This window comes from Litchfieldella anticariensis FP35 = DSM 16096, from assembly GCF_000409775.1.
Lineage (GTDB): Bacteria > Pseudomonadota > Gammaproteobacteria > Pseudomonadales > Halomonadaceae > Litchfieldella > Litchfieldella anticariensis.
Genome location: NZ_KE332394.1, coordinates 231,092 through 258,053, shown reverse-complemented (window position 1 = coordinate 258,053; position 26,962 = coordinate 231,092). Strand labels below are relative to the sequence as shown.

Genomic DNA, 26,962 nt, shown 5'->3' with positions numbered 1-26,962 from the left:
TCAGATACTGGCTTTTCGGAAGACTGGTCGCGTCGTCATGAGTGAGACAACGACATAGCAAACCGATGAGACGGCACAGCCTGTCAGCGGTCCAATCAACCAACCAACATCGGCAAAGAGCATCATGTAACCGCTGGTGAAAAAGCCCACCACCATGGCACTGAGTGCTCCCCATCCACTCCCCTGCCAAAAGGTGGAGATAAATACTGGACCGATCATACTCGCCAATAATGTGCCCGAGCCCAGAATCCCCAGCCAGGAGAGCATGAAGGGCGGTGCATATAGCATCATCATTAACGCCAGCACGCCCAACACGACCACTGCCGTACGGTTGATGAAAAGGGCCTGTTGCTCACTCGTTACACGATCAAGGAGAGACAGACGGAGGTCATGGGAAGTTGCTGACGCGACGGTATGCAGCAAGGAATTCGCCGTGGATTTCATGGCGAAGATAATAAACAGTGTGATGATGCCCTGAATGGCCGGATGCATGAACCGCTCGAGGTAGACCGGCATTGCCATGTCGGGATCGGAAAGATTGGGCACCTGCATGCGCACATAGAGCCCGACGATCGGGATCAGACTCAGCAACGCTCCCAGGATGGCGACATAGACGCCCACCTTGTGCAGCTTGACGTCGGGCTTCATCGCCAGGAAGCGCACCGCCATGTATGGCAATACGGCGGCGAATAGGAAAGCGTAGGGCAGCACCAGGAAGACAGTGCCGATCGATTCACCGTAGTGGGCCCCCGAGGTAGGATTGAGCAGTTCCGGATCGATGGCGTTCAGCGACGCTTCCCAGGTGCCCAGATCCACCGAGGTAAAAATCTGCACCAGGATGATGACTGCCGCCAGGGCCATGCCACAGACCATGACCGTATCGGTCCAGGCGACGGCGGCCAACCCCCCGAGCATGGTGTAGACGATGATGACCGAAACCATCAGGAAAGCGCTCTGGTTGAGCTCGATCCCCAGCCAACTGGCACCCAGCAGGCCGACGGCCTTGATTTGGCTGGTCAGGAAGACAAGCAGCAGTAGAATGGTGATGATGGCTGCCATCCCTTGCAACACGCGGCCCATCGCTCCACCACCATGGCTCTGTGCGATATACTCGGGAATGGTATTGCTGCCCATCTCGATCGCCCGTCGCTGCAGGAAACGCGCGAAGTAGAGCACCGCGATCATCATGGCCGGGGCGAAGAAGAAGTTCCCCAGCACCTCGATGGCGCCGAACTGGTAGGTTACACCGGGTGATCCCATGAACCCCCAGCCGCTGAAGCCGGTCGCGACGATGGTGCCCGCCCCCACGAAGGCGCCAAGTGATCGCCCTGCCACCAGGAAGCCCCCCTCGTCGCTCTTGTTCATATAGCGTGACGAGAGATAGCCGAGGTAGATCAGCAAGCCGAAAGTCAGGATCAGCAGTCCCCAGTTGAACAACTTGTATGCATCCATGTTCACTTCCTCATTGAGCCATTGGCGGATTTTCTCTTCAACTCTTTTCGGAGGTAAGTTGCACCGGCATGGATCAGCATGTAGAAGGTAAGCACTAGGAAGGTACTCAACACCCAAGAATTCATCCAATAATCCTCTTGTTATTGATGGATTCATTGCCTGAAAATCGCGCATTGTCACATAGCGCAACTTCAAGGTATTTTACTCTCTTACGGCACACAAATTTGCATCTCAAATGGCCGCATTGGACATCACAATGGCAAGAAAATGACAAACATACCCACCGATCTTCTGAGAACCTTTGTCACCATAAAGGATCTGGGAGGCTTCACCAGCGCAGGCGAACTTCTTGGCCGATCGCAACCGGCCATCAGCCTTCAGGTAAAGAAACTGGAAGAGATCCTGAATACCAAGATTTTCCTGAGAGGCTCGAGTCTCGAACTGACCGAGGATGGCGAATATCTCTACGAAGCTGCACGTCAGATTCTGGAGATAAACGATCAGATCATCGCCAAGGTCAGGGGTGACAATGTTTCAGGAAAGGTCAGGCTAGGCATCCCCAACGATTTCGAGCTGGCTTTTCTTCCCAAGGCGCTGAGAAATCTTTCACGCGTCTATCCAAACATCATCGTGGAAGTCGACTGTGAAATCAGCAAGGTGATACTCCAGCGCTATCAGAAGGGACACTATGACATTGCCCTGGCCATGGAGCGTGCCAAGAAGAATGAAGACAGAGATTCTCGCGACTATCGGCTGGAAAGCCTCGAGTGGGTCTACAAGGACAGCCGGCTCATCGATGGCTATGATGACCCCATCCCGCTGATTGCTTACCCGCAGGGATGTGTCTACCGCTCCCTCATGGAGGAGTCCCTCCAGGGACAGCTGCATCCTTTCCGTTTCATGTACACGAGCACTAGCCTGCTGGGCATTTTCTCCGCCGTCGAGGAAGGCCTGGGCATCACGGCGATGGCCAAATCGGTGATTCCCGAACACCTGAAGCATGCCGCCAGTTCCAAGAGCCTTCCCGAGCTGGAGAGAGTCTGTATCGGTTTATATTACAAGGAGCGGGAGCTCAACATTGCATCGCGCCACGTACTTGACTTCCTGCGCTCGGGGCTGGCCAATATGTGAGGGAGGCATTGTCAGCTCTGATGCATTGACAATGCCCCTTTTTCTCATGAGAAAGTCCGGGAAATCTTCTCTATACACTCGTCGAGTATCCAACTACCTTTCTCGGCAGTCGCCTTCGCCGGTGACGACAAGGTTCCCGAACTCGACACCCAGTCTGGATCGGGGGGGAAGACATCATAGGGCGGAAATTCCGCAGGTGGCATATCGACCACCTTCGACATATCCACCAGCTTAGGATGTATCTTCAGCATGATCGAGGTCTCCAGCACGCCTCCGTGCTCGACCGCCCACCCCGAGAATCCATCGGGAAACACCTTCTCGATGGTGGTTTCACTGATGAAATCCCAATAGGAGAGGAGAATCACCTTGATCTCGATACCGGACAGCCTTGCCTGCTTCACGGCACGGTCGGCCGCCTCTACCAGGAACATCGAATTCTCATAGTGCCCGTTGAGCACGATGAACTCTCGGTTACCGTGCTCCGTGAAGGCGAGGATCACGTCATAGGCGTACTCTTCCAGGGAACGACCGCTGACGCAGGTGGTTCCGGGAAAGAAGTTCCCGCCCCCCGACTTGACCTGTGACTTGTAACCATAGGCTATCGGGGGTGCCACCAGCATACCGCCGCTTCTCTCCGCCACTTGACAGGCGATATGCTCGGGGATCAGTACATCCGGATTCAACGACATATGCGGTCCATGCTGCTCAATCGCTCCGACAGGAAGCAGTATCTTGCACGCTCCGTCCTGGACCTTGTCGCGATACGTCATCCAATCCATTTCCGCTATCTTGACGCTATTCATCGACCCTGTCCTCCCGTAGCGGATGTCAACGTGTGTGGCTTGCGAAAGTAACTATCTTGCTGGACAGCCCGCAAGATCGAGTAGGCCATTAGGGCCATGATCACCGAGAAGGGAAGCGCCGAGAGAATGGCAGCCGTCTGTAGGGTCGATAGCGCCCAGACGCCTCCCACCAGCAGCAATACCGCCGCAATGGCTCCTTCCATAAGGCCCCAGAACACACGATGCCGGGAGAGCGGATGCGGATCCCCCTCGCTGAGGATAGTGGTAATGACCAGGGTCCCCGAGTCGGACGAGGTAATGAAGTAGGTGGCCACCAGCACCGTGCCGAAGAATCCTGCAAGTACGCCGACGACTCCCACGTCCATGGACGAGAAGGTGGCATAGAGTGCCAGGGAGACATCATTGGCGACGGCATTGGCGATGCCTCCGTTGCCGAAAAGCTCCTCATGGATCGCCGTGCCGCCATAGGCCGACAGCCAGACGAAGGAAAGCAGGGAGGAAACGCCCACTACACCGAAGATGAATTCACGGATGGTCCTCCCACGGGAGACGCGCGCCACGAAGACCCCGACGAAGGGCGCCCATGACATCCACCATCCCCAGTAGAAGACGGTCCACCAGCCCTGCCAGGAATCCTGCCAGGAATCGGCACCATTCGCTGCGGTCACATTACTGCCGGTATAGAAGCTCAGGGGAATCACCGACCTGGCATAGTCACCCACGGAATCCAGGAAGCCGCCGATGATGTAACGGGTGGGACCGAAGACGAAGAAGAAGGCCAGCAGCAGGAAGGTCAGCCACATGTTGGCCTGAGAAAGATATTTGATCCCCCTCTTGAGCCCCGTCAAAACGGAGATCAGCGCCAGGACCGTTATCACACAGATCAGTGCCACCTGCACCAGGCTATTGACAGGCACATCCCAAAGATAATTAAGACCAGAATTGATTTGCTGAACACCCAGCCCCAGAGAGGTTGCGATACCAAAGAGGGTGGCAAAGACAGCAATGATATCGATGAGGTTACCAATCCACCCATTGACCTTCTCCCCCAGGATTGGATAGAGCGTGTAGCGGATGCTCAATGGCTTGCCATATCGATAGGCCATCAAGGCCAGGCCGAGGGCGACAATGCAGTAGATCGCCCAGGCATTGAGTCCCCAGTGGAAGTAGGCGAGACGCATGGCAACATCTGCGGCTTCACCATTGCCTACCGCCGACGAGAATGGCGTCCCGTGCGAGAGATGCATGATCGGCTCGGCAATGGACCAGAAGATAATGCCAATGCCTTGGCCGGCCGCATACAGCATCGCGAACCAAGTGAAGTAGCCAAACTCCGGCTTGTCATCCTCTTCTCCGAGCTTCAAGCGCCCATACTTGCTGAATGCCAGGGCCAGAAGAAAGATCAGGAAACTCGCCGCCAGTCCGACATACCACCAATTGAAATAGAAAGTCACATAGGTTCTTCCCCTGTCGATCAACCCCGTCGTTGCCTCGGGGAAGAGTATGGCAAGGGATATAAAGGCAACCATGACCAGTACTGACACCATGGTTACCAGTGGATTCACCCCCCTAAAGGGTCCTGAGTGAAGAACCATACCAAACACTCCTATAGTATTTATTCTTGTACGCAAAAAGGGGGCTAGGCCCCCTTAGATGCTACTTGATGATGTTGTGGTCCGGTCCATACGGAAACCCGGTAATGTTCTCTGCTCCGTGCTCATTGACTACCAGGATGTCGTGCTCGCGGTAGCCGCCGGCGCCAGGTTGACCTTCGGGAACCATGATCATCGGCTCCATGGAGACCACCATATTGGGCTCGAGCACCGTTTCGATATCTTCGCGCAGCTCCAGGCCGGCCTCTCGGCCATAGTAATGACTCAGAGTGCCGAAGGAGTGGCCATAACCAAACGTCCGATACTTGAGCAAGTCATGTTCGGCGAAGATCTCGTTGAGTTCATGAGCGATGTCACAGCAACGAGTTCCCGGCTTGATCAGCTCCTGCCCCCGCTTGTGTACCTTGCAGTTCACTTCCCACAATCGCAGATGTTCATCCGAGGCATATTCACAGAACAGGGTCCGTTCCAGCGCCGTGTAGTAGCCAGATATCATGGGGAAGGTGTTGAGACTCAGAATGTCTCCCGGCTGCATGCGCCGACTGGTCACCGGGTTATGGGCACCGTCGGTGTTGATGCCGGACTGAAACCAGACCCAGGTATCCATCAACTCACTGTTGGGGTAGGTCTTGGCGATCTCACGGACCATGGCCCGCTGTCCGGCCAGTGCCACCTCGTACTCCGGCACGCCGACAGCGATCGCATCACGCACCGCAACACCCCCCACGTCCGCGATACGCGCCCCCTGGCGGATCAAGGCGATTTCCTCGGCTGACTTGATCATGCGCATCTTCATGGTCGGCACGCCGATATCGATCAGTTCGACGTCGCCAAGGGCATCGAGCAGCTTCTGCTGATTCTGAAGGGTGAGGTGGTCGAACTCGACGCCGACTCGCTTCTTGCCCTCGCACAGCTGCTTGACGGCCTTGAAGAAATTGTCCTTCTGCCAGTCGGTGTAGACGATGTTGTCGCCTAGGCGATTACGCCGATACGGCTGCCCGCCATCGATGTTGGCCGTTACAGTGGTGAAGTTGTCCTGGGTTACCACCAGGCCATAATCGCGTCCAAACTTGCAGTACACGAAGTCACTGAAGTAGTTGATGTTGTGATAAGAGGTCAGAACCACGGCCTCGACACCACTTGCGGCCATGTGGCTACGCAACTTGTCAAGTCGCCCCCGCATTTCATCATCAGAAAAAGTTGGTACGACTTTCTCGCCGTTGGGAATATTAATAAGAGATGGAATATCCATGTTATTCTCCTTTGATTGTGTTATGCCACCTGCAAGATTGGCTTGGAGCCCACCTTGATAGAAATACCATTACTATCCGCTGACTCTTTTTCAGAAAACTCAAACAGCGACAACTTATATCGCTCTTCTAAAATCCTTATTATTCTGGTGACATGAAAAAACTCCTCATTCGACACCATTATTTCAAGACCGATCAGTCTGACCCCCGACAAATTCACCGCATAGGATTGTTTGACCCTAAAAATGGACGCTACCTCTTTCTTCAATCCTCTCGGCATCACTCCATTGGGCGCAGATTTTTTTACTCTAAAAATCAGTTTCCAAATTTTCATTCGACTTCACCGAAATGTTGTCGTAAGGACTATCGGCATAGAACAATCAGAGAGCAAATAACAAGTCCAAATGCCGCCATTGGCCTAGCTAATGACTTTGCATCTCAATAGGTTATATTACTCATATAGACTTTCGGACTTGCCGAGCAAGGCAATCATTCATGCTTCCTACAGTGTCAGGTTTCACCTGCTCGGCGGAAAGATAAGAGCGTGCTGTTTGCCAGTGGAGGGAAGATCACGGCTTACGCTGGATCGTTGTGCGTTATTCCTGGCGACAGGATGAATCCCTAACGGTGATACTGCTTTTCTCGCTCCGGTTGCCAAAGGATTTCATCAATGCGCAATTGAGATACGCTGCCATCAGGTAATTGCCAGTCAATAGTGTCGCCTGTCCGAAGACCCAGCATGGCCGCACCAATAGGAGCCAATATCGAGATCGCGTCCGGTGTGGATGACAGGCCATGGGGATAGACAAGAGTGCGGACAATCTGACGATTGCGACTCAGATCAGTAAAACGCACTTGGCTATTCATGCTAACCGCATCCATTGGCATTTCCTCTGGTTCGATGATCTCCCCACGCAGTAACTCAGCTTCCAAGGCTGTCGCGACTGACATGTCCTTTTCCTCGGCATTGTCAATCAAGTGCTGCAGCCGTTCGGCATCCAATCGATTGATGATAATGTCAGGGCGTGTTTGCATGAGACTCTCCTTGTGCCAGATCAATGCCTTACCCGATCACTGGCCAATCAACGAAAAAAGCCCTTCTTCCATCAATGGAAAAAGGACTGTCATTCCAAATGACTTTACGATATTTCCCTCGACCTTCACAAGGACAATACTAGTGGCTATGGGGATCTTCGCTCTCTTCGTCCAAGATGGGATGGCCCTCTTCATCGAGTACCTCACACACCATGGACTTGTGGAAACGGACCAGGGTCGCGGTTTCCTCCCTGAGGGCAGCAACGCTTGCCTTTGTGGCTTGTCAAGATTGTTCAATGACCTTGCTGGAGCTTGCCCGGAAAGACGCCAAGCTCCAGGTTTGACAGCACCACTAGATCTCCTCTATCTCAGTCAACCATCAGGAGGTGATCAGGATGGTAGCAATATCACCTTAGCGGCAGCCGTGCGGCCAGCCACAAGATCAGCAAAGGCCTGGGCCCCCTCATCCAGGCTGCGGGTTTCCACCCAGGACAGATCCCCGAGCGCCCCTGAGTCCAATAGGTCAACCGTGGCCAGGAGATCTGTCGCGGTATAGGTATAGCCACCGAGGAAGGTGATTTCTTTCAAGGTGATGGCACGGACATCAAGCCCACCGTTGTTATCCTGAAGTCCCAGGTGCATGATGGCGCCGCCAGGACGAATGGCTGATATTGCCATGTCTCGCGTTACGGCAGCTCCAACACAGTCGAACACGGCTTCGAAAGTATCATCGCCGGGCTTTTCCTTACCGGGATCGAAGACATCCAGCCCCAACTCCAGTGCCGTTTGACGCCGCAATGGATTCGTATCTGCCAGCCGCAGTTTACGAACCCCTCGTTGATGCAGCATGAGTCCCACCAAGAGCCCAACTGCCCCGGCACCAATCACCAGCACCGCAGCTTCAGCCAAGGGACGGGGCAACGTTCGTTCGAGTCGCTGAATCCCATGCAAGGCGGTTGCCGCCGGTTCGGTCAATGCTGCGGTTACCGATGACAGCGTATCCGGTAATTCGATCAAGCAGTGATCGGGAATGGTCAGGAAGTCGGCAAAGGACCCTGGCCGAGTCATCCCGATCATGGTGCGGTGACTGCACAAGTTCTGCCGCCCTCCCAAACAGTAGTCGCAGCGACCACAGACAATCAGAGGATTCATCGTCACCCGTTTTCCCGCGAGCGCCCCTTCCACCACCTCGCCGGCAGCCTCGTGACCAAGAATCAAGGGGGGCTGACGGCGTGGATCATGTCCGTGGTAAGCGTGAAGATCCGAGCCACAAATCCCGGTAGCCTGAATGCGAACCCGCGACTCACCCTCAGCCAGTGGCGGCTCCTCGGTATCGCGCATTTCGAGCCGTTCAGGCCCGACATAATAGAGTGCCTGCATGATTCGATCTCCTGAGTCGTGATTCACTTGGCGGTAAAGCCGCCGTCGACATAAAGGGTCTGTCCGGTGACATAGCCAGCCGCCGAAGATGCCAGAAAGACGGTGGGTCCGGCGATATCCGCCATGGTGCCGTTACGCCCGATGGCGGTACGTCTCGCCAGTTGATCAGACGAAGTCGGATCCTCGAAAACTGGTGCCGTCAGTTCGGTGGGGAAGAATCCCGGGGCGATGGCGTTAACATTGATTCCATGACGAGACCAGGCCTCGGCCATAGCTCGGGTAAGCTGCACGATGCCTCCCTTGCCAGCGCCATATGGCGCACTGTCCGGGAAGGCTCGCTGCGACTGCAACGAGGCCAGGTTGATGATTCGACCGTAACCCTTGGATCTCATGCCAGGCACCAGGGCGCGAGAGAGAAAGAAAGGGGTTCCCAGATGCAACTGCAGAGTCAGTTGCCATGAGGTCTGGTCAACCTCCTCAATGGGCTGACGGAGGTTGACGCCTGCGGCGTTGACCAGGATGGTGAGTGACCCGAAGGGCTTTGCCGCCTGGCTGGCAATGTCGTCTACTGCCTTGGGTTCGGCGAGATCAGCGACGAGAGCAGCCGCCCGGCCGCCCTGTGCCTCGATCTGTGCCACGCTCTCCTCCAGGGCCCCTCGCCGTCGAGCGACAACGACCACCCGGGCACCAGCGCTGGCCAGGGCCTGTGCCATAGCACGCCCCAGACCGCTACTCCCCCCGGTGACCAGGGCTACCTGACCATCGAGATCGAAGGAAGGCTGCATCTCACACCTCCTCCGTGATGACCAGCTCGAAAGTCTCGTCCGGGTAGTATTTGGCCAGACGGGCATCACCGGTACGCGCATGCCCTTCCATCCCCTCGCAACGGGACAGGCGTGCCGCGGCCGAGGCCACGCCGCGAGTAGCCTCTCGGCTCTGGCGCTGGTAGGTGACGATCTTGAGGAATTTCTGGGCACACAGCCCGCCTGTGTAACGGGCTGCTCCCTTGGTGGGCAGGATATGGTTGGTTCCGGAGCACTTGTCGCCGAATGCCACGGTGGCCTCCTCGCCGACGAACAACGAGCCGTAGCTGGAGAGGTGGTCCATCCACCAATCGAGATCCTTGGCTTGCAGCTCCAGATGCTCGGAGGCGTAGCGGTCGCTGACCTCGACCACCTCTTCCCGGCTATCACAGAGGATGATTTCGCCGTAGTCGCGCCAGGCCGCATCTGCTGCCTTGCGCTGGGTCTCGGGCAGTGCACCGATCAGGTCGGGCATGCGCTCGGTGACGGCATCGGCCAACGCCCGAGAGGTGGTGAAAAGCCAAGCCGGGGAGTCCGGACCGTGCTCGGCCTGCCCTACCAGGTCGGCTGCGACGATGTCGGGATCGGCGGTATGGTCGGCAATGATGCCGATCTCGGTGGGACCGGCAAACATATCGATACCACAGCGGCCGAAAAGCTGGCGCTTGGCCTCCGCCACGAAGCGGTTCCCCGGGCCAACCAGGATGTCCGCCGGCTTGCCAGTGAAGAGTCCGAAGGCCATGGAAGCAATGCCCTGGACACCGCCCATCTGCAGGATAATGTCGGCCCCGGCCAAGTCCATGGCGTAAAGGATCGCCGGATGGATGCCCTTCTCGTCACGCGGCACCGAACACGCCACTACGTTCCTGACCCCAGCTACCTTGGCCGTGGCTACACTCATGATCGCCGAGGCGATATGAGCATAGCGCCCACCCGGGACGTAGCAGCCGGCGGTCTCCATGGGGATCAGCTTCTGACCGGCAAAGAGTCCCGGCGAGAGCTCAGTCTCGAACTCCTGAATGCTGTCACGCTGGGCGGTGGCGAAACGACTGACCCGTTCATAGGCGAAGTGGATGTCCTGCTTGAGCTGATCGGGCACCTTGGCCTTGGCAGCCTCGATCTGCTCGCGACTGACCACCACGTCCCCTTCCCAGCCGTCCAGTGTTCGGCAGTACTCCTTGGCCTTGGCCTCTCCTTCGGCTTCGATCTCAGCCAGCATTCGGGAAACGATCTCCTGTGTCTGGTCGTAACCAGTGGATGCGTTCTTGTCTGCCTTCTTGTAGTAACTGATCGCCATCTGGCTTTTCCTCTCGTGGTTATTGCAAGGTCGTTGGTTTATTCCTGCCCGGTCGGTCGCAAAATTGACCAGCAGTGAGCATCCGGGCCACCGACCTCTCTGGTATGGTCGGGGCGTTGCCACGACATCCTGAGGCCGGATGCTTTCTGTTAATCTCTCATGCTAATTTTGTAAGCGCTTACAATTTTTTTGGAAAATCTTCCTCCATTGGGTAGTCCTTCTAGCCTTAACTTAATCCCCAAGTCGACAGCCAGGGGACGAATGCAATCAGCAGAACCACTAGCAGCATGCCCAGCACGAACGGGAAGGCATAGCGAGCAATGGCCAGCACCGAACAACGCGTTAGTCCCGAGACCACGAAGAGGTTGAGACCCAGTGGTGGCGTAATAAAGCCCAGTCCCAGAGTGGTCACCATCAGGATCGCGAAGTGGAACTCGTTCATCCCCACCTGTTGAGCCAGGGGCAGCAGCAGCGGCGACAGAATCACGATATTGGGAGTGGTTTCCATCACGCAGCCTGCCAGGACCAGGATGCCGATCATCAACAGGATGATCACTGTTGGCGAATCGGTCAGGCTACCGATACCGCTGACCAGGGTCTGGGGAATATCCAGACTGGCCAGGGTCTGCGCCAGGGGTAGCGATACTGCTATGATCGGCACGATCACACCACAGACCCTGGCCGATGACTCCAGCATTCGTGGGATGTCGCCGAGCGTCAGACGTCCTTGATGGAAGCCAATGATCACTACCACCACCACCGCGACGGAAGCCGCTTCGGTCGGCGTGAAGATGCCCGAGTAGATGCCACCGAGGATTACCACCGGCACGAACAGCGCCCACCGGGCATCCCAGACCGTGGCGCCCCAACGTCGCCAGGAAAAACGGGCACGGTCACCCTCAAAGCCATGGATCCGGTTGAGCACCATGTTGGTGACCATGACCGACAGCATCACCAGCACGCCGGGAATGGCAGCGGCGAGGAATAGGGTCGAAGCCGACATGCCAAGCACCAGACCGATCACGATATAGGCAATCGATGGCGGAATCAGGATACCGGTACAGGCTCCTGAAGCTACCAGCGCACAGGCCGCCGGCAAGGGATAGCCCCGTTCCACCAGGCGGTGGATGGTCATCCGCCCTACCGCCGCCGCACCCGCGGCATCGGAACCAGAGATGCAAGCGAAGAAACCGCAGCCTAGGGTGGTTGAGTTACCGAGTCCGGTGCGCAAACCGCCTACAGAGGCCTCGGCCACGTCGAGGAGCTTGTCCGACAACCCGGATCGCACCAAGGCATCGCCAGTGAGGATGAACAGCGGTACAGCGATCAAGGCAAAGGCGTTGATCCCCTCGAACAACGACTCTCCGAACACCGAGAGTGGCAGCGTCTCGGTTAGGGTCAGCATGCCCAGAGCGCCCAGGCCGATGGCCACCCAGATCGGCACACCCAGCACGATCAGGCCCACCAGAACTGCCAAAGGCACGTAAAAGGTCCAGCCCAGATCCGCGGCGGCCTGCTGTATAGCCAGGAATTCCATGACAGACCTCCTCAGTCGAACAACTTGTGTCCGTCGAACGGTGGCTCTCCACGTCGCATGCGGCGGATATCCGCCAGCATCGACTGCAATACCCGAGAGGCGATCAGCAGGAAGCCGATGGGAATCGCCGCCAGGAACAGTGCCTGGGACAGACGCAGGCCTGGGGTCACCGAACCAAAGTGCAACGATGTGAGCACTGGCGACATTGACAGCCACAGCGCCCAAATGGCCAGCACCAGAGTGGCGATGTCCGAGATCCACCAGGCCAGGCGCCGCATCCCGGGCCCCCCTAGATTGACCAAGACATCGATGCGAATGTGGGCGCGATCGCGGACTGCCGCCGCGGCGGCGATCCAGGCGAGATAGATGAAGGAGTAACGGGCCAGTTCCTCGCCCCACACCGAGGAGTAGTTCAGCACGAAGCGGCGGATGACCTCGATGGCGACCGTCAGGATGATCAACGCATAGAAGGTCAACAGCAGCCAACGCTCACTCTTGCGGTCGATACTGTCGCAGCGCAGACGGAAGGCTCGCCAGGAGTTCTTTTTAGGCATTGCTGTCGACGAAGTAGCCATTCGACACCTCCGTAGCCGCCAGCAGCTTGTCAAACGCCTCCAAGGATCCCGCCAGTTCGCGCTTGGTGTCATCCCAGGCCGGCAGTTGGTGACCGCAGCGTTCCTTCCACTGGGCAACCTCGTCCTCGGTGGGCGAATACACCGTAACACCAGCCTGACGCATCTCGTAGTAAGCGTAGGCGCGTGCCGCTGGCACCTTGGCCAGGTTCTCCCGGAAGGTGACGTCGGCGGCCTGGAGGATGCCTTCCTGAATCTCAGCGGGCTGGGCATCGAACCATTCCTTGTTGCAGGTGTACACCTGCGCGTCGGGTACCGACTGGATGGTGGAGATGCTCGACAGCACGTCGGTGAAGCCAAACACCAGTAACGCCTGAACGCTGGGGTCGAGGGCATCGGCAACGCCCTGCTTCATGGCCGAGGAGGTCTCGCCCCAGGCTACTGGCGTGGGGTTGGCACCGGCCAGGCGATACACCTTCTGGAGGATCTGTGAGGACGGCACCCGGAACTTGATACCGGCGATGTCATCGGGAGTGCGTACGGGGCCATCGAGGAGACCGTTACGCACTGCCACCGTCCGCGGATCGATGCAGATATAGGTAAGGACCTTGAAACCACGCTCCTCTACCTTGTGATGGACGACATCACGCCAGGCTTGAGAGGTGACCAGGTTGACCAGGCGCTGGTTCTCACCACACCAGTAAGGGATGTTGATGAGATCGACCTCAGGCGCAAAGGCCGAGAGGTTGGAGATGGAGTGCTGAGCCATGGCGATGGTGCCATTCTGCACCTTGGTGATAAGGGCACCCCCGGCCCCCAACTGCCCACCCGGTGCCAGCTTCACATAGAGTCGTCCACCAGTGAAGTTCTGCAGGTTTTCCTTGAAGTTGAGCTGCATGATCGGATAGGCACGCGATGCCCCCGCCGTGTAGCCGGTGGCCATGACCAGGGTGGTCTCGGCGGCAGCCTCGCGTTCGCTTTCCTCCTGGGAAGTCGCTGCCATGGCGCGTTCCGAGAATAGGCTACCTCCCACGGCGCCAATCACTGCAGCGGTAAAGCCATATCGTGTCACAGCCCCCATGAACCGGCGACGCTCCGGTCGGCTGGGCTCCCCGATAGCATCAGATTCACGAGTGAAAGGGATCTTGAAAAGTGACATCAGCATACTCCTCTTGATTATTGTTGAACCTCAGCCAGATCGGAAGTCATGGCGTGGAGGACTGTCGCGACTCGAGCCTGAGACAGGCGGAGATAAAACAGGCAGTCGCGGCCACCAGCAACATCGCCTCCTGAGCTGCTGAGATATCCAGCAGTCCTGGACGAAAGCGTTGCACGGCGACATTGAGGAAGAAGGCAATGAACAGCCCTAGGGCCAGCCACATCAGGCCGCCCATGGTCTTTGGCGTGCTTGCCTTGTTTGGAGAATCCGACATATCAGTGGCTCCAGTGTGTCGTTGTTGTCGTTGTCTCGACGAAGGGGCAATGCTCACATCCGCCCCACGGTGTGATGTCCTGCTTGCCTATCGCCTCTTGGGGTCTATACTCAGAAAATCTATTGTAAGCGCTTACAACAATATGACTTCAACCTAGACTCCTCTATATGACTTGTCCAGAAAAAAATGCCCTCATCATGACGGGCATTACGTAGGGGACCAATGGAAGCGAGAGATGTCATGAACAAGGAGATGCAGCGGACGCTGCTGGAGGATGTGGCTCGGGAAGCGGAAGTGTCGACAGCCTCGGTATCGCGGGTCCTCAACCGGGCTCCTCATGTCAGCAAACGACTTCGAGAACGCGTCGAGGCGGCCATCGACCGACTTGGTTACGTCCCCGATGGGACTGCCCGAGCTCTAGCTTCGAGACGGATCGGAGCCATTGGTGCCCTGGTTCCGACGCTGGACAATCCCATCTTCAGCGCCATGATCGACAGCCTGGAACGACGTCTCAAGCGCCACGATTGTCGTTTGTTGATCGCCACCTATCGCTACGACCTGGATGACGAACTCCAGGCCCTGAGAACCCTGATCCAACAAGGTGTGGATGGTGTCGTGTTGGTCGGCCATGATCATCGACCGGCCGCCCTGACCCTGTTGCAGCGACGTCAACTCCCCTTCCTGACCTGTTGGCACGCCGAGGATGACCCCGACTGGCCCGGCATCGGCTTTGACAACACCGCCCCTGCACGCCATCTGGCGGAGCACCTCTTGATGCTAGGCCATCGACGCTTGGCCGTTGTCAGCGCTCCCACCGACGGCAATGACCGGGCTCGGGCGCGGCTTGAAGGCTTCCGACAGGCGGCTGAAGCAGCCGGATGCCCCCTACCCCCGGAGCGGATCGTCAAGGTGGATTACGGGATCGCCGAGGGCGCCGAGGCCTTCGAGTCGCTGATGGGGCTGGACAGGCGACCCACCGCAATCCTTTGCGGCAATGACACCCTGGCTTTCGGCGTGATGTTGGCCGCTCAGCGAGCTGGCCTGCAAGTCCCCAGGGAGATCTCGATAACCGGCTTCGATGATCTTCCCCAGGCCCGTTTCATGTCCCCACCCCTGACGACGGTTGCTGTGCCCGCAGGAGAGATCGGTCGCCAAGTCGCCGATGGCCTGATCGCGAGAATCGACGGCGTGACCACGCCTCACCGTCGACTGCTCGATGCCCCGTTGGTACTCAGGGAATCGACCGGTCCCGCACCCACGGACTAGCTGCATCCCGCCGCCACATGGGCCTCCAATTCTGCCACCAGGGCGGCGGGCAGCGTCAGTTGATCACCGCCCTCACGGCGAAGTCGATACCGTCGGTCACCGGGCAGTCGCACGCCCGGCTGATCCTGCATGGCGGCGAAGAGAGTCTCTGCTTGCTCGATGAACTGCGGCGTAAAACGTCCCGGGTCGAACAGGAGGATAAGCTGGCCGATGCCAGGGGGGTCGCCCTCAGCGTCAAAGAACGAAGTGGCTTGAAAGCCGAAATGACTCCCCGCGAGCCCCGCCGTGAGCAGCTCCACCATCAATGCCAGAGCCGCGCCCTTGGCATCACCCGCCGGCACCATGCTGCCTGCCAGGGCCGCATCAGGATCAGTGGTCGGCTGCCCCTCGACGTCGAGGGCCCATCCTTCGGGGATGGGCTCCCCACGCTTCTTGGCCAGCATCACCTTACCGCGCGCCACCTTGGACAGCGACAGATCCAGTAGCAGGGGATCGGTGCCCCGGCGCGGGCAGGCGAAAGCAATGGGATTGGTGCCAAACAGCGGCCGACTTCCGCCCCAGGGCGCCAGGGCCGATGGCGAGTTGCTGAAGGCCATGGCCAGATATCCCCGACGGGCCGCCGCCTCCACCGGCGCGCCAGCCACACCGAAATGGTGCGAGCGGGCAATGGACACCGCCGCCACGCCAAGCCGCGCAACACACTCGTAGCCAGCTTCCAGGCCACGGGCAACGGCCGGAAAGGCAAGTCCATAACCAGCGTCAACCCGCACCACGGCGCCGTCGATCTCGACACTCGGAACTGCCCCCGCATCCACCTTGCCGCTTGCTGCCTGGTCCAGGTAAAAAGGTAGCCGCGACAGCCCATGCGATGGCAGCCCATCACGTTCCGCCGCCAGCAGGGCATCGACGGTAGCCTCCGCCTCTGCCTCACCGAAGCCCCGCCCGTGCATGGCCTCTAGAGCCAACTCTCGTGCCTGCTCGAAACCCAGTTCGACAGTCTCACTCATGAGTGCACCTCCGCCGGCTGCTCGAGTACTGAGCGTACGTTGTCGGCTGTCATCTGACTGATACGGGCGTTGGATTCCTCGGTGACACCGGCGATGTGCGGTGTCAGGATCAGATTCGGTACGCCCTCGAGCACTGATCCCGCGGGCAAAGGCTCCTGCTCGAAGACATCCAGCATGGCACCGGCCAGCCGTCCATCACGCAGGGCGTGGGCCAAGGCCGTCTCATCGACAGTGCCACCACGGGCGGCATTGATCAGCACGGCATCAGGTTTCAAGCGGCCCAAGGTATCGCCATCGATGAGATGCCGGGTCGCCTCGGTCAGTGGTACATGGAGGCTGACCACGTCGGCGACCGCCAGCAGGGAGAACAGGCTGTCGTGACGCTCGATGCCGGCCCATTCGGGAGCACCGGGATCGAGATGAGGATCGTAAGCCGCCACCCGCATGCCCAGGGCCATCGCCCGCCGAGCCGTTTCCCGAGCGATGGCACCGAAGCCGACCAGTGCCAGGATACTGCCGGCTATCTCTCGGCCAATCAGTGCCTGGCGAGGCCACTCTCCCGCCAGCATGGCTTGGCTGGAGAAGAAGGCTTGGCGGCGTAGTATCAACGCACCCGTCAGGACGTATTCCGCCACCGAGCCAGCGTTGCCACCATGGGCCGGTTTGACCGTCACCCCTCTAGCCCCACAGGCGGCCAGGTCGATGTTGTCGAGCCCCACGCCGAGACGCCCCACCACCTTCAAGCCTGGGGCAGCATCCAGTAGCTCGGCATTTACCTGGGTACGATTGCGCACAATGATACCGTCAGCATCGGCTACCGCTGCAAGAAGGGCGCCCCGGTCGTCTACCAGAGTGGTGTCGAAAACCACGGCGAAGCCGTCCTCCAGGTTGGCAACGACCCGCTCGTCCATGAACTCAGAAATCACGATCTTGGGCATCGAAACGCATCTCCTCTCGCCGGACAAATCCCGGCGTTAGTTATTGGTCAGGCGGAAGGGGGTAATGCCCTCAACCGATCCACCACTTGCCTACTGGAAGGGGGACGTTAAGCAGCATGGCGAAAAGGCCATAAAAACCGGCCACCAGCACGACCCCGGTCACCAGGTGTCCCAGCAATCGGCGCGCTGTCCAGGGCTGGTACTGGGCGATCATCATCAGAGTGAAGAACCCTGCCACTCCCGCTATCAGGAACCCCACCCAGGGCATGATCAGAGCCCAGGCGCTCATGGCCACGACCAGCAACACCCGACGAGATGTCGACCCCTTCTGACGCTCGGTATTGTCTCGAACCCGGTGCAGGACTAACTGACCCAACCGCAGCACAGCGGCCAGGAGGGTCACCACGGCGATTGTCACAGGAAATATCGATCCCAACTGGCTCATGTCCCGGGACTGCCAGATAAACAGGCTCCCCAGAGCAATGAATAGTATTGGAAGCAGGTACTCGGAATGCGCCGAGCAGGCGGCTTCGATTTCCCCTCGCTTTTGGGTTGCATCGTTCATGAGGACGCCTCCTGATGCGAATCGTCACCCTGCACCCTACCGCGGCGCTGTGCCCAGCGAGCCTTAATCACCGGATAGAAGACGCTGAGCACCGACAAGGCAATGATGGTTATGGAAATAGGACTACCGAAGAACGTCATGGAGAGCGAGCCGCTGGCGCGCCCCATAAGAAAGCCCTGGACGAAGCCCTGTTCGGCGATGGGCCCCAGGATCAGGCCCAAGACAATGGGCGACGGCCGGAAGCCGTAGCGATTGAGCCCCCACCCGACTACCCCGAGAACTAACATGATCACCACATCGCTGGCGCTGTTGCGGATAGCGTAGGTTCCGATCACGGTCATGAAGGCAATGGTCGGTACCAAGAGTGCCTTGGGTATCGTGATGATCGACTTGAACGCATAGCGGCCGATCAACAGACCAAGCGGCAGCAGCAGGCAGGTGGCCAGGAACAGCCCGGCGACGAAAGTGTAGGTGATGCTCGCATTGGTAGTGAATAACTCCGGCCCGGTGCGGAATCCTTGCACCAGGAGGGCTCCCAGAATCACGGCATCAGGAGGTGTGCCGGGGATTCCCAGCACCAAGGTGGGGATGAAACCACCACCCACGGTGGCGTTATTGGCAGCCTCGGTCGCCAGCACTCCCTGAGGATTGCCCTTGCCGAAGGTCTTGGGCTCATGCGAAGCACGCCGCGCCTCGGAGTAGGATACCAGGCTGGCGATGGACCCCCCGGCCCCTGGCAGGATGGCCACCAGCGTGCCGATGGATGCCGAGCGCAATAGGTTGAGCTTGCCCAACCAGGCCAGGCCCAATCCTTCCCGCAGGCGAATGCCTCGCTGCTCCTCCTCGATCTTGAGATGGGCCTCAGGGGTCGCCACCAGATCGATGAGTACCGGGATACAGTAGAGGCCGATGAGCGCGGAGACTATCTCGATGCCACCCAAGAGCACTTGGGAACCGAAGGTGTAGCGTGTGTCGCCACCGACCACGGCGACGCCGATGGTCGACAGTAGCAGGCCGAATCCTGCGCCCATGAAGCCCTTGAGTGTCGAGCCCTCGGACAGCGCTGATATCAGCGTCAGCCCGAAGACCGCCAGCCAAAAATACTCCACCGGCCCGAAACTCAGGGCCACCTGGGCCAGCAACGGCGCCACGGTGAGCAGCGCCAGGACACCAACCAATCCTCCTGTCACCGATGCCAGCGTTGAAAGCGTTACCGCCAGGTCGCCATCGCCACGCTTGGCCATCGGAAATCCGTCGAAGGTGGTGGCGATCGCCGAGGGGGTCCCCGGCGTGTTGACCAGGATGGCGGAGTAGGAGCCACCATAGATGGCCCCCGTATAGATGGCTCCAAGCATGATCAACGCCGACTCCGGCGACATGCCAAAGGTGACCGGTACCAGCACCGCCACGGCCATGGTAGCCGAGAGCCCTGGCAGGGCGCCGATGATAATGCCCGCGGCCACCCCCACCAGCGCCAATCCCAGATTTAGCGGAGACAGGGCGCCAAGCGCATAGGTGAGAATATCCATGCGGTTCCTCCGCGGCTCAGTCGATCAGGCCGAGTTCACGTGCAGTCGCCTCGTAGGTCTGGCGTTGCTCGGCCATGAAATCCGGCATCTCGTCGAGCGGGACATCCATCAACACAAAGCCGAGATCCTGCATCTCTTGCTGGAAGTCAGGGTTTTCGTTGATCTGCTGGAAGATGTCGGAAAGCCGTTGTTGGGTCTCCTCGGGAGTGCCTTCCGGCACTGCCATGCCCCGATAGGCGCCGCCCACCATGTCGTAGCCAAGCTCCTTGAAAGTCGGCACGTCAGGGAACAGGGGGTGGCGTTCCTCGGTCGCTACCGCCAGCATGCGCACCTTGTCCTGGTGGTTGGCGGCTACGGTGGTATAGCCCCACTCAGCCTGGACCTGTCCCCCGAGCAAGGCCGTCACCGCGGCTCCCGTACCCTTGAAGGGAATATACGTCGTAGTGACGCCGGCCAACTGCTGGAAGCGCGTGTTAGCCACATCGTTCGCGCTGTAGGTTCCACTTCCTGACAGGGTTACCGCGCCAGGCGCTTCTTCCGCCGCCTGAATCAGGTCGTCGAGGGTTTCGAAGGGACTGTCGTTACGTACCAGGATGGCGTCAGGGGAATAGTGAAAGTAGAAAAAGTTGTTGAGGTCATCAGTCTGAAAGCCGACATCCTTACCCATAGGCTTCAGGATGATGTGGGGCAGGTTGGAGCCCATGATGGTGTAGCCATCGGCACTCTTATCATTGAGTTGAGACCACCCCACTGCGCCACCACCACCTGGCATATACTGGACAACCAGTTGTTCGCCGGTGATCTCCTCGAAGTACTTCTGTTGCAATCGGGCGCTGATGTCGGACTCACCGCCAGGCCCGAAAGGAATCACATACTGTACATCGTGAGAGGGAAACTCGTCCGCCGACGCCATCGTAGACAATGCAGAGACGAGGGCGATACTGATGCCTGTTACCAAGGCGTGAGATAGAGAGACTCGCATGGCTTACCTCCGGATGTTGTCGTTGTCGTACTGAGCTGTCATGCATAGTGACGTCGTGAACGGCGTGCACCCGACGTCCTGGTGAAGCGAAAGGATCCTCCTGGTGTCGAAAGCGGGCTAACAAGCCGACACCCCCACCGGCAGGCGGAGGTGTACTGGCTAACTATCAAGCACTTTCATAAAGACGGGTCAGCACGAATTCGCGATGGCCCAAAGCCTCGGCTGCGGTGTTACGTCCGTTGGCGGTACGCAACATCATGTCAAGCAGTTGGTCACCCGCCTGATTCATGTTGATCTCGCGGCTAAGCAGCCCCGTCACATCGACATCGATATGCTCACCCATGGTTCGCAATGTCCTGGGGTTGGCACAAATCTTGATGACCGGCAGGATCGGGTTGCCGATGACATTGCCCTGGCCGGTAGGGAAAAAATGCACGACATACCCCGAGGCAGCACATAGCGTGACCATCTCCGCCGCTGCCGAAGAAGAATCCATGAACCACAGCCCCGGCTTGTCAGGCATTTCTGCCTTGTCGAGCACCCCATCGACACGGCAGCGATGGCCGATCTTCTGGATGTTGCCCAGGGCCTTTTCCTCGATGGTCGTCAGCCCGCCTTCGATGTTCCCCTTGGTGGGCTGTGACTCGGAGAGATCGCTGGTCTTGTGACGATCGATCATCGCACTGTAGCGATCGAACATTGCCTGGAACTGCTCGCGCACCTCAGGTGTGGCACAGCGCTCGGCTACCAGATGCTCTCCGCCGGTCAGTTCCGACGTCTCGCCGAACACCAGGGTACACCCCACCTCGTACAGCTTGTCGAAGGCATCACCGACAGTGGGGTTGGCCCCGCAGCCCGACGTGGTATCGGATTCCCCACACTTCGTCGATACCCATAGCTCGCTTACATCACACTCTTCGCGCTGTAATTCGGTCGCGTACTGCACGTATTCGCGGGCCTTCTTGGAGGCGGCGCAGATGGTGTTGTGATCACCATTCTGCTCGATCCAGAACCCTTCGACCGGCTTACCGGTGGCCTTGATGCCGTCAACCACTTTTTGGGTCCAGCCCGGCTCTATGCCAATGACGACGACTGCTGCCACGTTGGGATTACAGCCCGTACCAATCAGGGTCCGAAAGTGCAGATCAAGGTCCGCACCGAACTGCAGGCGACCGTACGGATGGGGCAGCGCGAGAGTCCCCTTGATATTGTTGGCGACCGCCTCAGCGGCGGCATTCGAGATATCGTCGACCGGTAACACGATGACATGGTTGCGGACTCCGACACGTCCGTTGTCGCGACGATAGCCCATGAACTTGCGACCCTTGAGTTCCATGCTTACCACCTCTTGGTTTTGACGTTATGGACGTGTAGGTGCTCACCCTTGTTGATCGGCTTGACTACGCGGCCGATGTCGACGCCGTACTTGATCACAGTGTCACCTTCGGCCAGATCACGGATTGCCAGCTTGTGGCCAATGGGGATCGGGTCTCTCACCTCGAAGGTGATCGTCTGGTCTTGCTGCATTACCCAGCCGGTCAATGTCTGTCCTGCCTGGATCCCCTCGACTACCGCCACGCCAACGCTGTCGTCGGCATCGTGTACCACGAAGTCGATACTCATCGATGTCTCCTCTCTTCAGAGGTTTATTGGCTTTGTCACGCTGCTTGCCTGAAGACAAGAGCATTCCGAAGACGTTATTCCTGCCAACCACAACTCATGTATATGATATAGTATATATGATAGTCAAGTATCTTCCATAGGTTTCACTACGGTATACTGAACACCGACTTCATAAGGCGCGTCTCATCACGCGACATGACCAGTAAGCACAGGGACCGAGACATGAACGACCAAGTGACCCCTAACTTTCGGCCGTTATATCAACAGATCAAGGAGGTCCTCCTTTCCCGGATCGTTTCGGGAGAATGGCCACCCGGGACCTTCATCCCCAGCGAGTCGGCGTTGTCACAGCAATACGGGGTAAGCGTTGGCACCCTGCGTAAGGCACTGGATGCACTCGCCAATGAGAACGTGGTGATACGTCGTCAGGGCAAGGGAACGGTGGTGGCCACCCATGACAGTGACCGCTCCCTGTTCCAGTTCTTTCATCTGGTACGGCTGGATGGCGAGCGTAGTTTGCCCATCTCTCGCGTACTGGTCAGGGAACGTCGAAAAGCAGAAGCCATCGAGGCAGAAGCGTTAGGGATGGAACCGGGGGATGAGGTGATCCACATACGCAGGATCCGCGAACTGGATGAGCGCCCCGCCCTGCTGGAAGACGTGGTCGTCTCGGCAACACGGTTCACAGGCTTGGAAGAGGAGCCTCAGCCCCTTCCCAACACCCTGTATCATCTCTATCAACAACGGTTTGGAGTCAGCGTTGCCCATGCCGAGGAACGGCTTTTTGCGATTGCCGCTGGCTCCGAGGAACAAGAACACCTCGGCGTTGAAGTGAATACCCCACTCCTCGAGATTCGCCGCATTGCCAAGGACCTGCAAGGTAACCCTTTGGAATATCGCGTTTCACGATGCGAAACGCAGCATCACTACTATTTGAATGAGTTATAGGTTCACCAAGGCACCGGTGAGGCTCCTTCATTTTCCCGAAGGTACACCTTGAAGGCTTGCCATAGTGGGCTGCGATAACGCTCGGGATGCCACACCAGAGAGAAGGTCCGGGTCAGATGCAGCCCACAGGACAGTTGCGCCAGCTCCCCTCGTTCGAGTTCCCCCGCTACGCTGAGCCACGACAGGCAACCCAAACCCAGGCCGGCCCGCACTGCCTGTTTGATGGCTTCGTGCTGGCTGAGCTCCATACGTATATGCAAGCGCTCGACATGATGCAGTAATGCGGCCTCGAAAATCTCACGCGATCCCGAACCTGGTTCACGCAGGATCCAGTGCGCTTGCTGAAGGTCGCTATCTTCGAGCCGCCCCTTGGCAGCCAGCGAGTGCTGTGGCGCACAGACAATCACCATGCGGTCCTCACACCATGCCTCGCTGACCAACCGTGGCTCATGACACTGGCCTTCGATCAAGCCAAGGTCGGCATCAAAACGCAGTACATCCGTGATCACCTCCCCGGTGTTGCGCAGTCGCAGACGCAGGTCGACTGCTGGGTGATCTTCGCTGAAGCGTCCCGCCAACGGCGGTAACAAATAGGTACCGATGGTCGCACTCGCCGATACATTGAGCGTGCCCCGCAGCCGCCCTTCGGGCTCTTGGGCGGCCGCCACGAAGTCCGCCATACCATCCAGTAGACGTTCGGCGTGCGGTAACAGGTGGCGCCCCATATCGTTGAGCCGTAATCGTCGCCCCAGTCGCTCGAACAAAGCGACACCGAGTTGATTCTCCATGTCGGACAGCCCCTGACTGGTAGCGGATTGCGACAAGCTGAGTTGCCGCGCGGCAGCGCTCACCGTGCCGTCACGGGCCACCGCGACGAAGATCTGGAGCTGGCGGAAGGTCACGTGCGGGGTCATATATCGGTTCTACCGAAAAGCCATATTGTTATTACATGATAACCATTTGGCATATAAGTGCCTAGCCTAGTGCCAGACACCAGCAAGAGGTACAACGCCATGTGGCAAGGCCTGATACTCTGCACCACTCTGACTCTGACCGGCTTCGCCCTGACCCAGTTGCCGGGTTTGGCAGAGAGCGGTATCAGTCCACTAGTCTTCGCCCTGCTGCTGGGACTCTTGGTCGGCAATCTCCCCTTTTCTCACCGCCTTTCCGGGGTCCAGCCAGGGCTCAAGTTCGCCACTCGCTGGCTGTTGCGCGGTGGCATTGTACTGTTCGGGCTGTCGCTGACGATGCAGCAGATCTTTGCCTTGGGCCCGCGGGTATTGCTGCTTGACCTGCTGGTGATCAGCACCGTACTGGTGGCCGGCTACCAGATCGGCACCCGGTTGTTGGGCATGGACCGTGAGACGACCTTGTTGACCAGCGCCGGCAGTGCCATCTGCGGCGCCGCCGCGGTACTCGCCACCGAGACCACCATCCGCTCGCGCCCCGCCGCGGCATCGATGGCGGTGGCAACGGTGGTACTTTTCGGCAGCCTGGCGATGTTGGTCTACCCGCTGTTGTATCCACTCTCCGGCATGCCCGAAGGCCTTTATGGCATCTACATCGGCGCCACCGTGCACGAGGTCGCCCAGGTGGTCGCCGCTGGTGACGCCGTGGGCCCTGAAGCCCTAGCCAATGCGGTCATCGTCAAGCTAGTGCGGGTGCTGTTGCTGGTGCCCTTCCTTCTGATCGTCGGACAGTGGTGGCTACGCCGTCATGCCGGCGAGGCCGAACCCGCCGCCGGCAAGCTGGTGATTCCCTGGTTCGCCTTCGGTTTCATGGCCATGGTGGGGGTCAACAGCGTCGTCGTCCTACCTGCCGCACTGCACCAGGCGATGGTGTTGGCCGGCCAGATCGCCCTGACCATGGCCATGGCGGCGCTGGGCTTCGAGACGCGGTTGGAGAAGCTCAAGGCGCTGGGTATCCGGCCTTTCATCCTGGCCCTGACCCTGTTCGTACTGCTGTTAGTGGGTGGCTGGCTGGCCAGCTTCCTGTTGATGGGCTAGCCATCCATTACGACAACCACAAACGCATTAAGGTAAAACTGAAAGGCCTGAGCCCTGTGGAACACAGAACTCAGGCCATGGCCGCCGGCTGAGAGAACCAACCGTCAAACATGAGGTGCAGTTCACGAAAGGAGGGCCACTTTGTGTCGTCAAGATGTCAGGCACATGCCTGCACATGCGTCATCCCTTCTGGCATCATGCCTGCCCGTTGCAACAGAAATTCCGTCGCTTCACGGGCACCGCCCGATGCCTTGAATATCATGCGCTTATCGTTCTTCAGCGCCATCAGCCAGCTGGCGATATAGCGTTCATGCTGCAATTCGCCCTGCACGCCCAGCTGACCACAGAGAAAGGCCATGCCCATCTCGGCGATCAGCTCCTCGAAGGCATACTCCTCGGAACCGTACGCCGCCCCGTTTAGGACCGCCTCGCGACTCAACCGCGATCGATGGCCTGTCCAGTGCACGAGCTCATGCAACGCCGTGCTGTAGTAGCGATCCGCCGCGGCAAACTGATGCCTCGCCGGCAACTGGATACGATCCTGGATGGGTGAGTAGAAGGCGTCCTCACCCGCCACATGATCGATCCGGGCACCGCTAGCCGCGATCAGCCGTTCGGCCTCGTCGACGGGGTCGAAGGTTGCCCAGACATCGGGCTTCCCTGGTTGGAATACCTCTGCCGGCAATCCCTCGCACTGGACGACATTGAAAAGGTTGAAGCCCTTGAGGATGGCGAAGTGCTTTTCCTCGGGCCTGCCCTCCGCGTCGAGAACGGGACGGCCATCATCGTCGAGCACTTCGCGTACCATGGGCTTGTAGAAACAGACCAGGGTCGACGTCTCCCCCTTGCTAACTGTGCCGCCGGTCTGCCTGGCTTGGTTGAAGGTCAGCCAACGATCCTGGTGGTAGCCCTTCTCCGCGGCAGCCAGCCACAGCAGGACGATGTTGATGCCGTGATAGGGCCGTCCTGTAATGGCGTTTTGTGGCATCACCGGTTGCCCTGGCTGTCGCGCTTCGTCCCAGGGCTTGATCCAGGGCGCCACGCCCTGTTCCAGCGACTGAATGATGCGGTCGGTGACCGTCTGGTAGATATCAGTCATGGTGCTTCTCCTCTAACGGAAAAAGGGGAAGCACCGTCCCCAAGGGGAAGACGCTTCCCCTTGGGGTGGTGATCATGTTGGGCAGTACTTACGTGCCCGTCGTTGAGTAAGATGTGGTGCGCGGACTCATATGAGTCCGTGCTCCGCAAATGACAGGGTGTCATTACCAGCCACGATGATGTGGTCCAGCACACGAACGTCGATCAGATCCAGGACTTCCATCAATCGCTGGGTGATCCGCTTGTCCGCCTCGCTGGGGTCAGGTACACCACTGGGGTGATTGTGCGTGAAGATCACAGCGCCAGCGTTATGATGCAGCACTACCTTCACCACTTCCCGCGGATAGACCGAGGCCGAGTCCAGGGTGCCGTGGAATAGCTCGTTGTACTCGATCATGCGGTGCTGGGTATCCAGGAAGATTGCCCCGAACACCTCATGATCGTAGCCAGCCAGCTTTGCCTGTAAGTAGTCCGTAGCCAACGACGGAGAGGTCAAGCTATCGCCACGCGACAGGCGAAGGTCAATCACTTTCCGTGCAGCTTGAAGTATCTGCTCCGGCGATGCCGCCAGATAACCTCCCCCCGTATCGCGAACGAACAGTGAGGCATCGACAGGTAGATTGGTGCCATAGCCGGCACCGGTCTGAATATCAGCCATTTTCGGATCCTCCGGAAAATGGCCGGGCCCCTCTCC

Annotated in this window: 27 protein-coding genes and 1 pseudogene; 5 read left to right on the top strand and 23 right to left on the bottom strand. The window is 58.5% G+C overall.

Going from position 1 to position 26,962, the window contains the following annotated elements; genetic code table 11:
- Window positions 1-1,452 carry a sodium:solute symporter family protein gene (locus L861_RS21130; protein ID WP_016418703.1) on the bottom strand — a complete coding sequence of 484 codons (1,452 nt, stop codon included), beginning with the start codon at window positions 1,450-1,452 and terminating at the stop codon, window positions 1-3.
- Window positions 1,453-1,719: 267 nt separating this feature from the next.
- Between L861_RS21130 and L861_RS21125 the strand changes: the two genes are divergently transcribed.
- On the top strand, window positions 1,720-2,583 hold the full coding sequence (locus tag L861_RS21125) for a LysR family transcriptional regulator (RefSeq protein ID WP_016418701.1): 864 nt from the start codon (window positions 1,720-1,722) through the stop codon (window positions 2,581-2,583).
- 44 nt (window positions 2,584-2,627) lie between these two features.
- Here the strand turns inward: L861_RS21125 and L861_RS21120 are convergent, their stop codons facing one another.
- From L861_RS21120 to L861_RS21065, 12 genes are all read right to left on the bottom strand, one after another.
- A complete protein-coding gene (locus L861_RS21120; RefSeq protein ID WP_016418700.1) occupies window positions 2,628-3,386 on the bottom strand; it encodes a creatininase in 759 nt (252 codons plus the stop codon).
- On the bottom strand, window positions 3,383-4,951 hold the full coding sequence (locus L861_RS21115; protein ID WP_016418699.1) for a BCCT family transporter: 1,569 nt from the start codon (window positions 4,949-4,951) through the stop codon (window positions 3,383-3,385). The genes L861_RS21120 and L861_RS21115 overlap by 4 nt, the downstream gene beginning before the upstream one ends.
- Window positions 4,952-5,042: 91 nt before the next feature.
- Window positions 5,043-6,251, bottom strand: coding sequence for a M24 family metallopeptidase (locus L861_RS21110; RefSeq protein ID WP_016418698.1), 1,209 nt, complete (start codon window positions 6,249-6,251; stop codon window positions 5,043-5,045).
- A gap of 20 nt (window positions 6,252-6,271) precedes the next feature.
- Complete coding sequence (locus L861_RS21105; RefSeq protein WP_144063091.1) at window positions 6,272-6,583, bottom strand: hypothetical protein; 312 nt, start codon at window positions 6,581-6,583, stop codon at window positions 6,272-6,274.
- A 287-nt stretch (window positions 6,584-6,870) separates the two neighbouring features.
- The gene (gene rnk, locus L861_RS21100) at window positions 6,871-7,284 is read right to left on the bottom strand and encodes a nucleoside diphosphate kinase regulator (RefSeq protein ID WP_016418696.1); all 414 of its coding nucleotides are present in this window, start codon (window positions 7,282-7,284) and stop codon (window positions 6,871-6,873) included.
- A 390-nt stretch (window positions 7,285-7,674) separates the two neighbouring features.
- Window positions 7,675-8,664, bottom strand: a complete 990-nt coding sequence (locus L861_RS21095) for an alcohol dehydrogenase catalytic domain-containing protein (protein ID WP_016418694.1) — start codon at window positions 8,662-8,664, stop codon at window positions 7,675-7,677.
- Window positions 8,665-8,687: 23 nt separating this feature from the next.
- Complete coding sequence (locus tag L861_RS21090; protein ID WP_016418693.1) at window positions 8,688-9,449, bottom strand: SDR family NAD(P)-dependent oxidoreductase; 762 nt, start codon at window positions 9,447-9,449, stop codon at window positions 8,688-8,690.
- A 1-nt stretch (window position 9,450) separates the two neighbouring features.
- Window positions 9,451-10,764 (bottom strand): histidinol dehydrogenase, encoded by a 1,314-nt coding sequence (gene hisD / locus L861_RS21085; RefSeq protein WP_016418692.1) that lies wholly within the window; start codon window positions 10,762-10,764, stop codon window positions 9,451-9,453.
- A gap of 226 nt (window positions 10,765-10,990) precedes the next feature.
- Complete coding sequence (locus tag L861_RS21080) at window positions 10,991-12,301, bottom strand: TRAP transporter large permease (protein WP_016418691.1); 1,311 nt, start codon at window positions 12,299-12,301, stop codon at window positions 10,991-10,993.
- A gap of 11 nt (window positions 12,302-12,312) precedes the next feature.
- Complete coding sequence (locus L861_RS21075; RefSeq protein ID WP_201766448.1) at window positions 12,313-12,876, bottom strand: TRAP transporter small permease; 564 nt, start codon at window positions 12,874-12,876, stop codon at window positions 12,313-12,315.
- Window positions 12,848-14,032 carry a TRAP transporter substrate-binding protein gene (locus tag L861_RS21070; protein WP_016418689.1) on the bottom strand — a complete coding sequence of 395 codons (1,185 nt, stop codon included), beginning with the start codon at window positions 14,030-14,032 and terminating at the stop codon, window positions 12,848-12,850. Before L861_RS21070 ends, L861_RS21075 begins: the two co-directional genes overlap by 29 nt.
- 46 nt (window positions 14,033-14,078) lie before the next feature.
- Window positions 14,079-14,306: a hypothetical protein gene (locus L861_RS21065; RefSeq protein WP_016418688.1), complete on the bottom strand. Its 228-nt coding sequence runs from the start codon at window positions 14,304-14,306 to the stop codon at window positions 14,079-14,081.
- Between the two features lie 240 nt (window positions 14,307-14,546).
- On the opposite strand from L861_RS21065, the gene L861_RS21060 reads away from it, so the two are divergent.
- Complete coding sequence (locus tag L861_RS21060) at window positions 14,547-15,572, top strand: LacI family DNA-binding transcriptional regulator (RefSeq protein ID WP_016418687.1); 1,026 nt, start codon at window positions 14,547-14,549, stop codon at window positions 15,570-15,572.
- Here L861_RS21060 and L861_RS21055 read toward each other — a convergent pair.
- From L861_RS21055 to L861_RS21025, 7 genes are all read right to left on the bottom strand, one after another.
- On the bottom strand, window positions 15,569-16,579 hold the full coding sequence (locus L861_RS21055; protein WP_016418686.1) for an Ldh family oxidoreductase: 1,011 nt from the start codon (window positions 16,577-16,579) through the stop codon (window positions 15,569-15,571). The genes L861_RS21060 and L861_RS21055 overlap by 4 nt on opposite strands.
- A complete protein-coding gene (locus L861_RS21050) occupies window positions 16,576-17,517 on the bottom strand; it encodes a hydroxyacid dehydrogenase (RefSeq protein ID WP_016418685.1) in 942 nt (313 codons plus the stop codon). Before L861_RS21050 ends, L861_RS21055 begins: the two co-directional genes overlap by 4 nt.
- Before the next feature lie 70 nt (window positions 17,518-17,587).
- Window positions 17,588-18,082, bottom strand: a complete 495-nt coding sequence (locus tag L861_RS21045; RefSeq protein ID WP_016418684.1) for a tripartite tricarboxylate transporter TctB family protein — start codon at window positions 18,080-18,082, stop codon at window positions 17,588-17,590.
- A complete protein-coding gene (locus L861_RS21040) occupies window positions 18,079-19,611 on the bottom strand; it encodes a tripartite tricarboxylate transporter permease (protein ID WP_016418683.1) in 1,533 nt (510 codons plus the stop codon). The genes L861_RS21045 and L861_RS21040 overlap by 4 nt, the downstream gene beginning before the upstream one ends.
- Window positions 19,612-19,627: 16 nt before the next feature.
- On the bottom strand, window positions 19,628-20,593 hold the full coding sequence (locus L861_RS21035; RefSeq protein ID WP_016418682.1) for a tripartite tricarboxylate transporter substrate binding protein: 966 nt from the start codon (window positions 20,591-20,593) through the stop codon (window positions 19,628-19,630).
- Window positions 20,594-20,759: 166 nt separating this feature from the next.
- On the bottom strand, window positions 20,760-21,929 hold the full coding sequence (locus tag L861_RS21030) for a UxaA family hydrolase (protein WP_016418681.1): 1,170 nt from the start codon (window positions 21,927-21,929) through the stop codon (window positions 20,760-20,762).
- A 2-nt stretch (window positions 21,930-21,931) separates the two neighbouring features.
- Window positions 21,932-22,216 carry a UxaA family hydrolase gene (locus L861_RS21025; RefSeq protein ID WP_016418680.1) on the bottom strand — a complete coding sequence of 95 codons (285 nt, stop codon included), beginning with the start codon at window positions 22,214-22,216 and terminating at the stop codon, window positions 21,932-21,934.
- Between the two features lie 222 nt (window positions 22,217-22,438).
- Here L861_RS21025 and L861_RS21020 point away from each other — a divergent pair, with 222 nt between their 5' ends.
- Window positions 22,439-23,164 carry a GntR family transcriptional regulator gene (locus L861_RS21020; RefSeq protein ID WP_016418679.1) on the top strand — a complete coding sequence of 242 codons (726 nt, stop codon included), beginning with the start codon at window positions 22,439-22,441 and terminating at the stop codon, window positions 23,162-23,164.
- A gap of 2 nt (window positions 23,165-23,166) precedes the next feature.
- Here the strand turns inward: L861_RS21020 and L861_RS21015 are convergent, their stop codons facing one another.
- Window positions 23,167-24,078: a LysR substrate-binding domain-containing protein gene (locus L861_RS21015; protein ID WP_016418678.1), complete on the bottom strand. Its 912-nt coding sequence runs from the start codon at window positions 24,076-24,078 to the stop codon at window positions 23,167-23,169.
- Between the two features lie 99 nt (window positions 24,079-24,177).
- Between L861_RS21015 and L861_RS21010 the strand changes: the two genes are divergently transcribed.
- Both L861_RS21010 and L861_RS24635 read left to right on the top strand, forming a co-directional pair.
- Window positions 24,178-25,170 carry a YeiH family protein gene (locus tag L861_RS21010; RefSeq protein ID WP_016418677.1) on the top strand — a complete coding sequence of 331 codons (993 nt, stop codon included), beginning with the start codon at window positions 24,178-24,180 and terminating at the stop codon, window positions 25,168-25,170.
- Window positions 25,171-25,172: 2 nt separating this feature from the next.
- Window positions 25,173-25,262: pseudogene (locus tag L861_RS24635) on the top strand (IS3 family transposase); the annotation flags it as partial.
- Window positions 25,263-25,327: 65 nt separating this feature from the next.
- On the opposite strand, the gene L861_RS21005 reads toward L861_RS24635, so the two are convergent.
- Entirely contained in the window at window positions 25,328-26,269 is a 942-nt protein-coding gene (locus tag L861_RS21005; RefSeq protein ID WP_016418676.1) for an ArdC family protein, read from the bottom strand.
- Between the two features lie 126 nt (window positions 26,270-26,395).
- The gene (gene radC, locus L861_RS21000) at window positions 26,396-26,926 is read right to left on the bottom strand and encodes a RadC family protein (RefSeq protein WP_016418675.1); all 531 of its coding nucleotides are present in this window, start codon (window positions 26,924-26,926) and stop codon (window positions 26,396-26,398) included.
- Window positions 26,927-26,962: the final 36 nt, after the last annotated feature.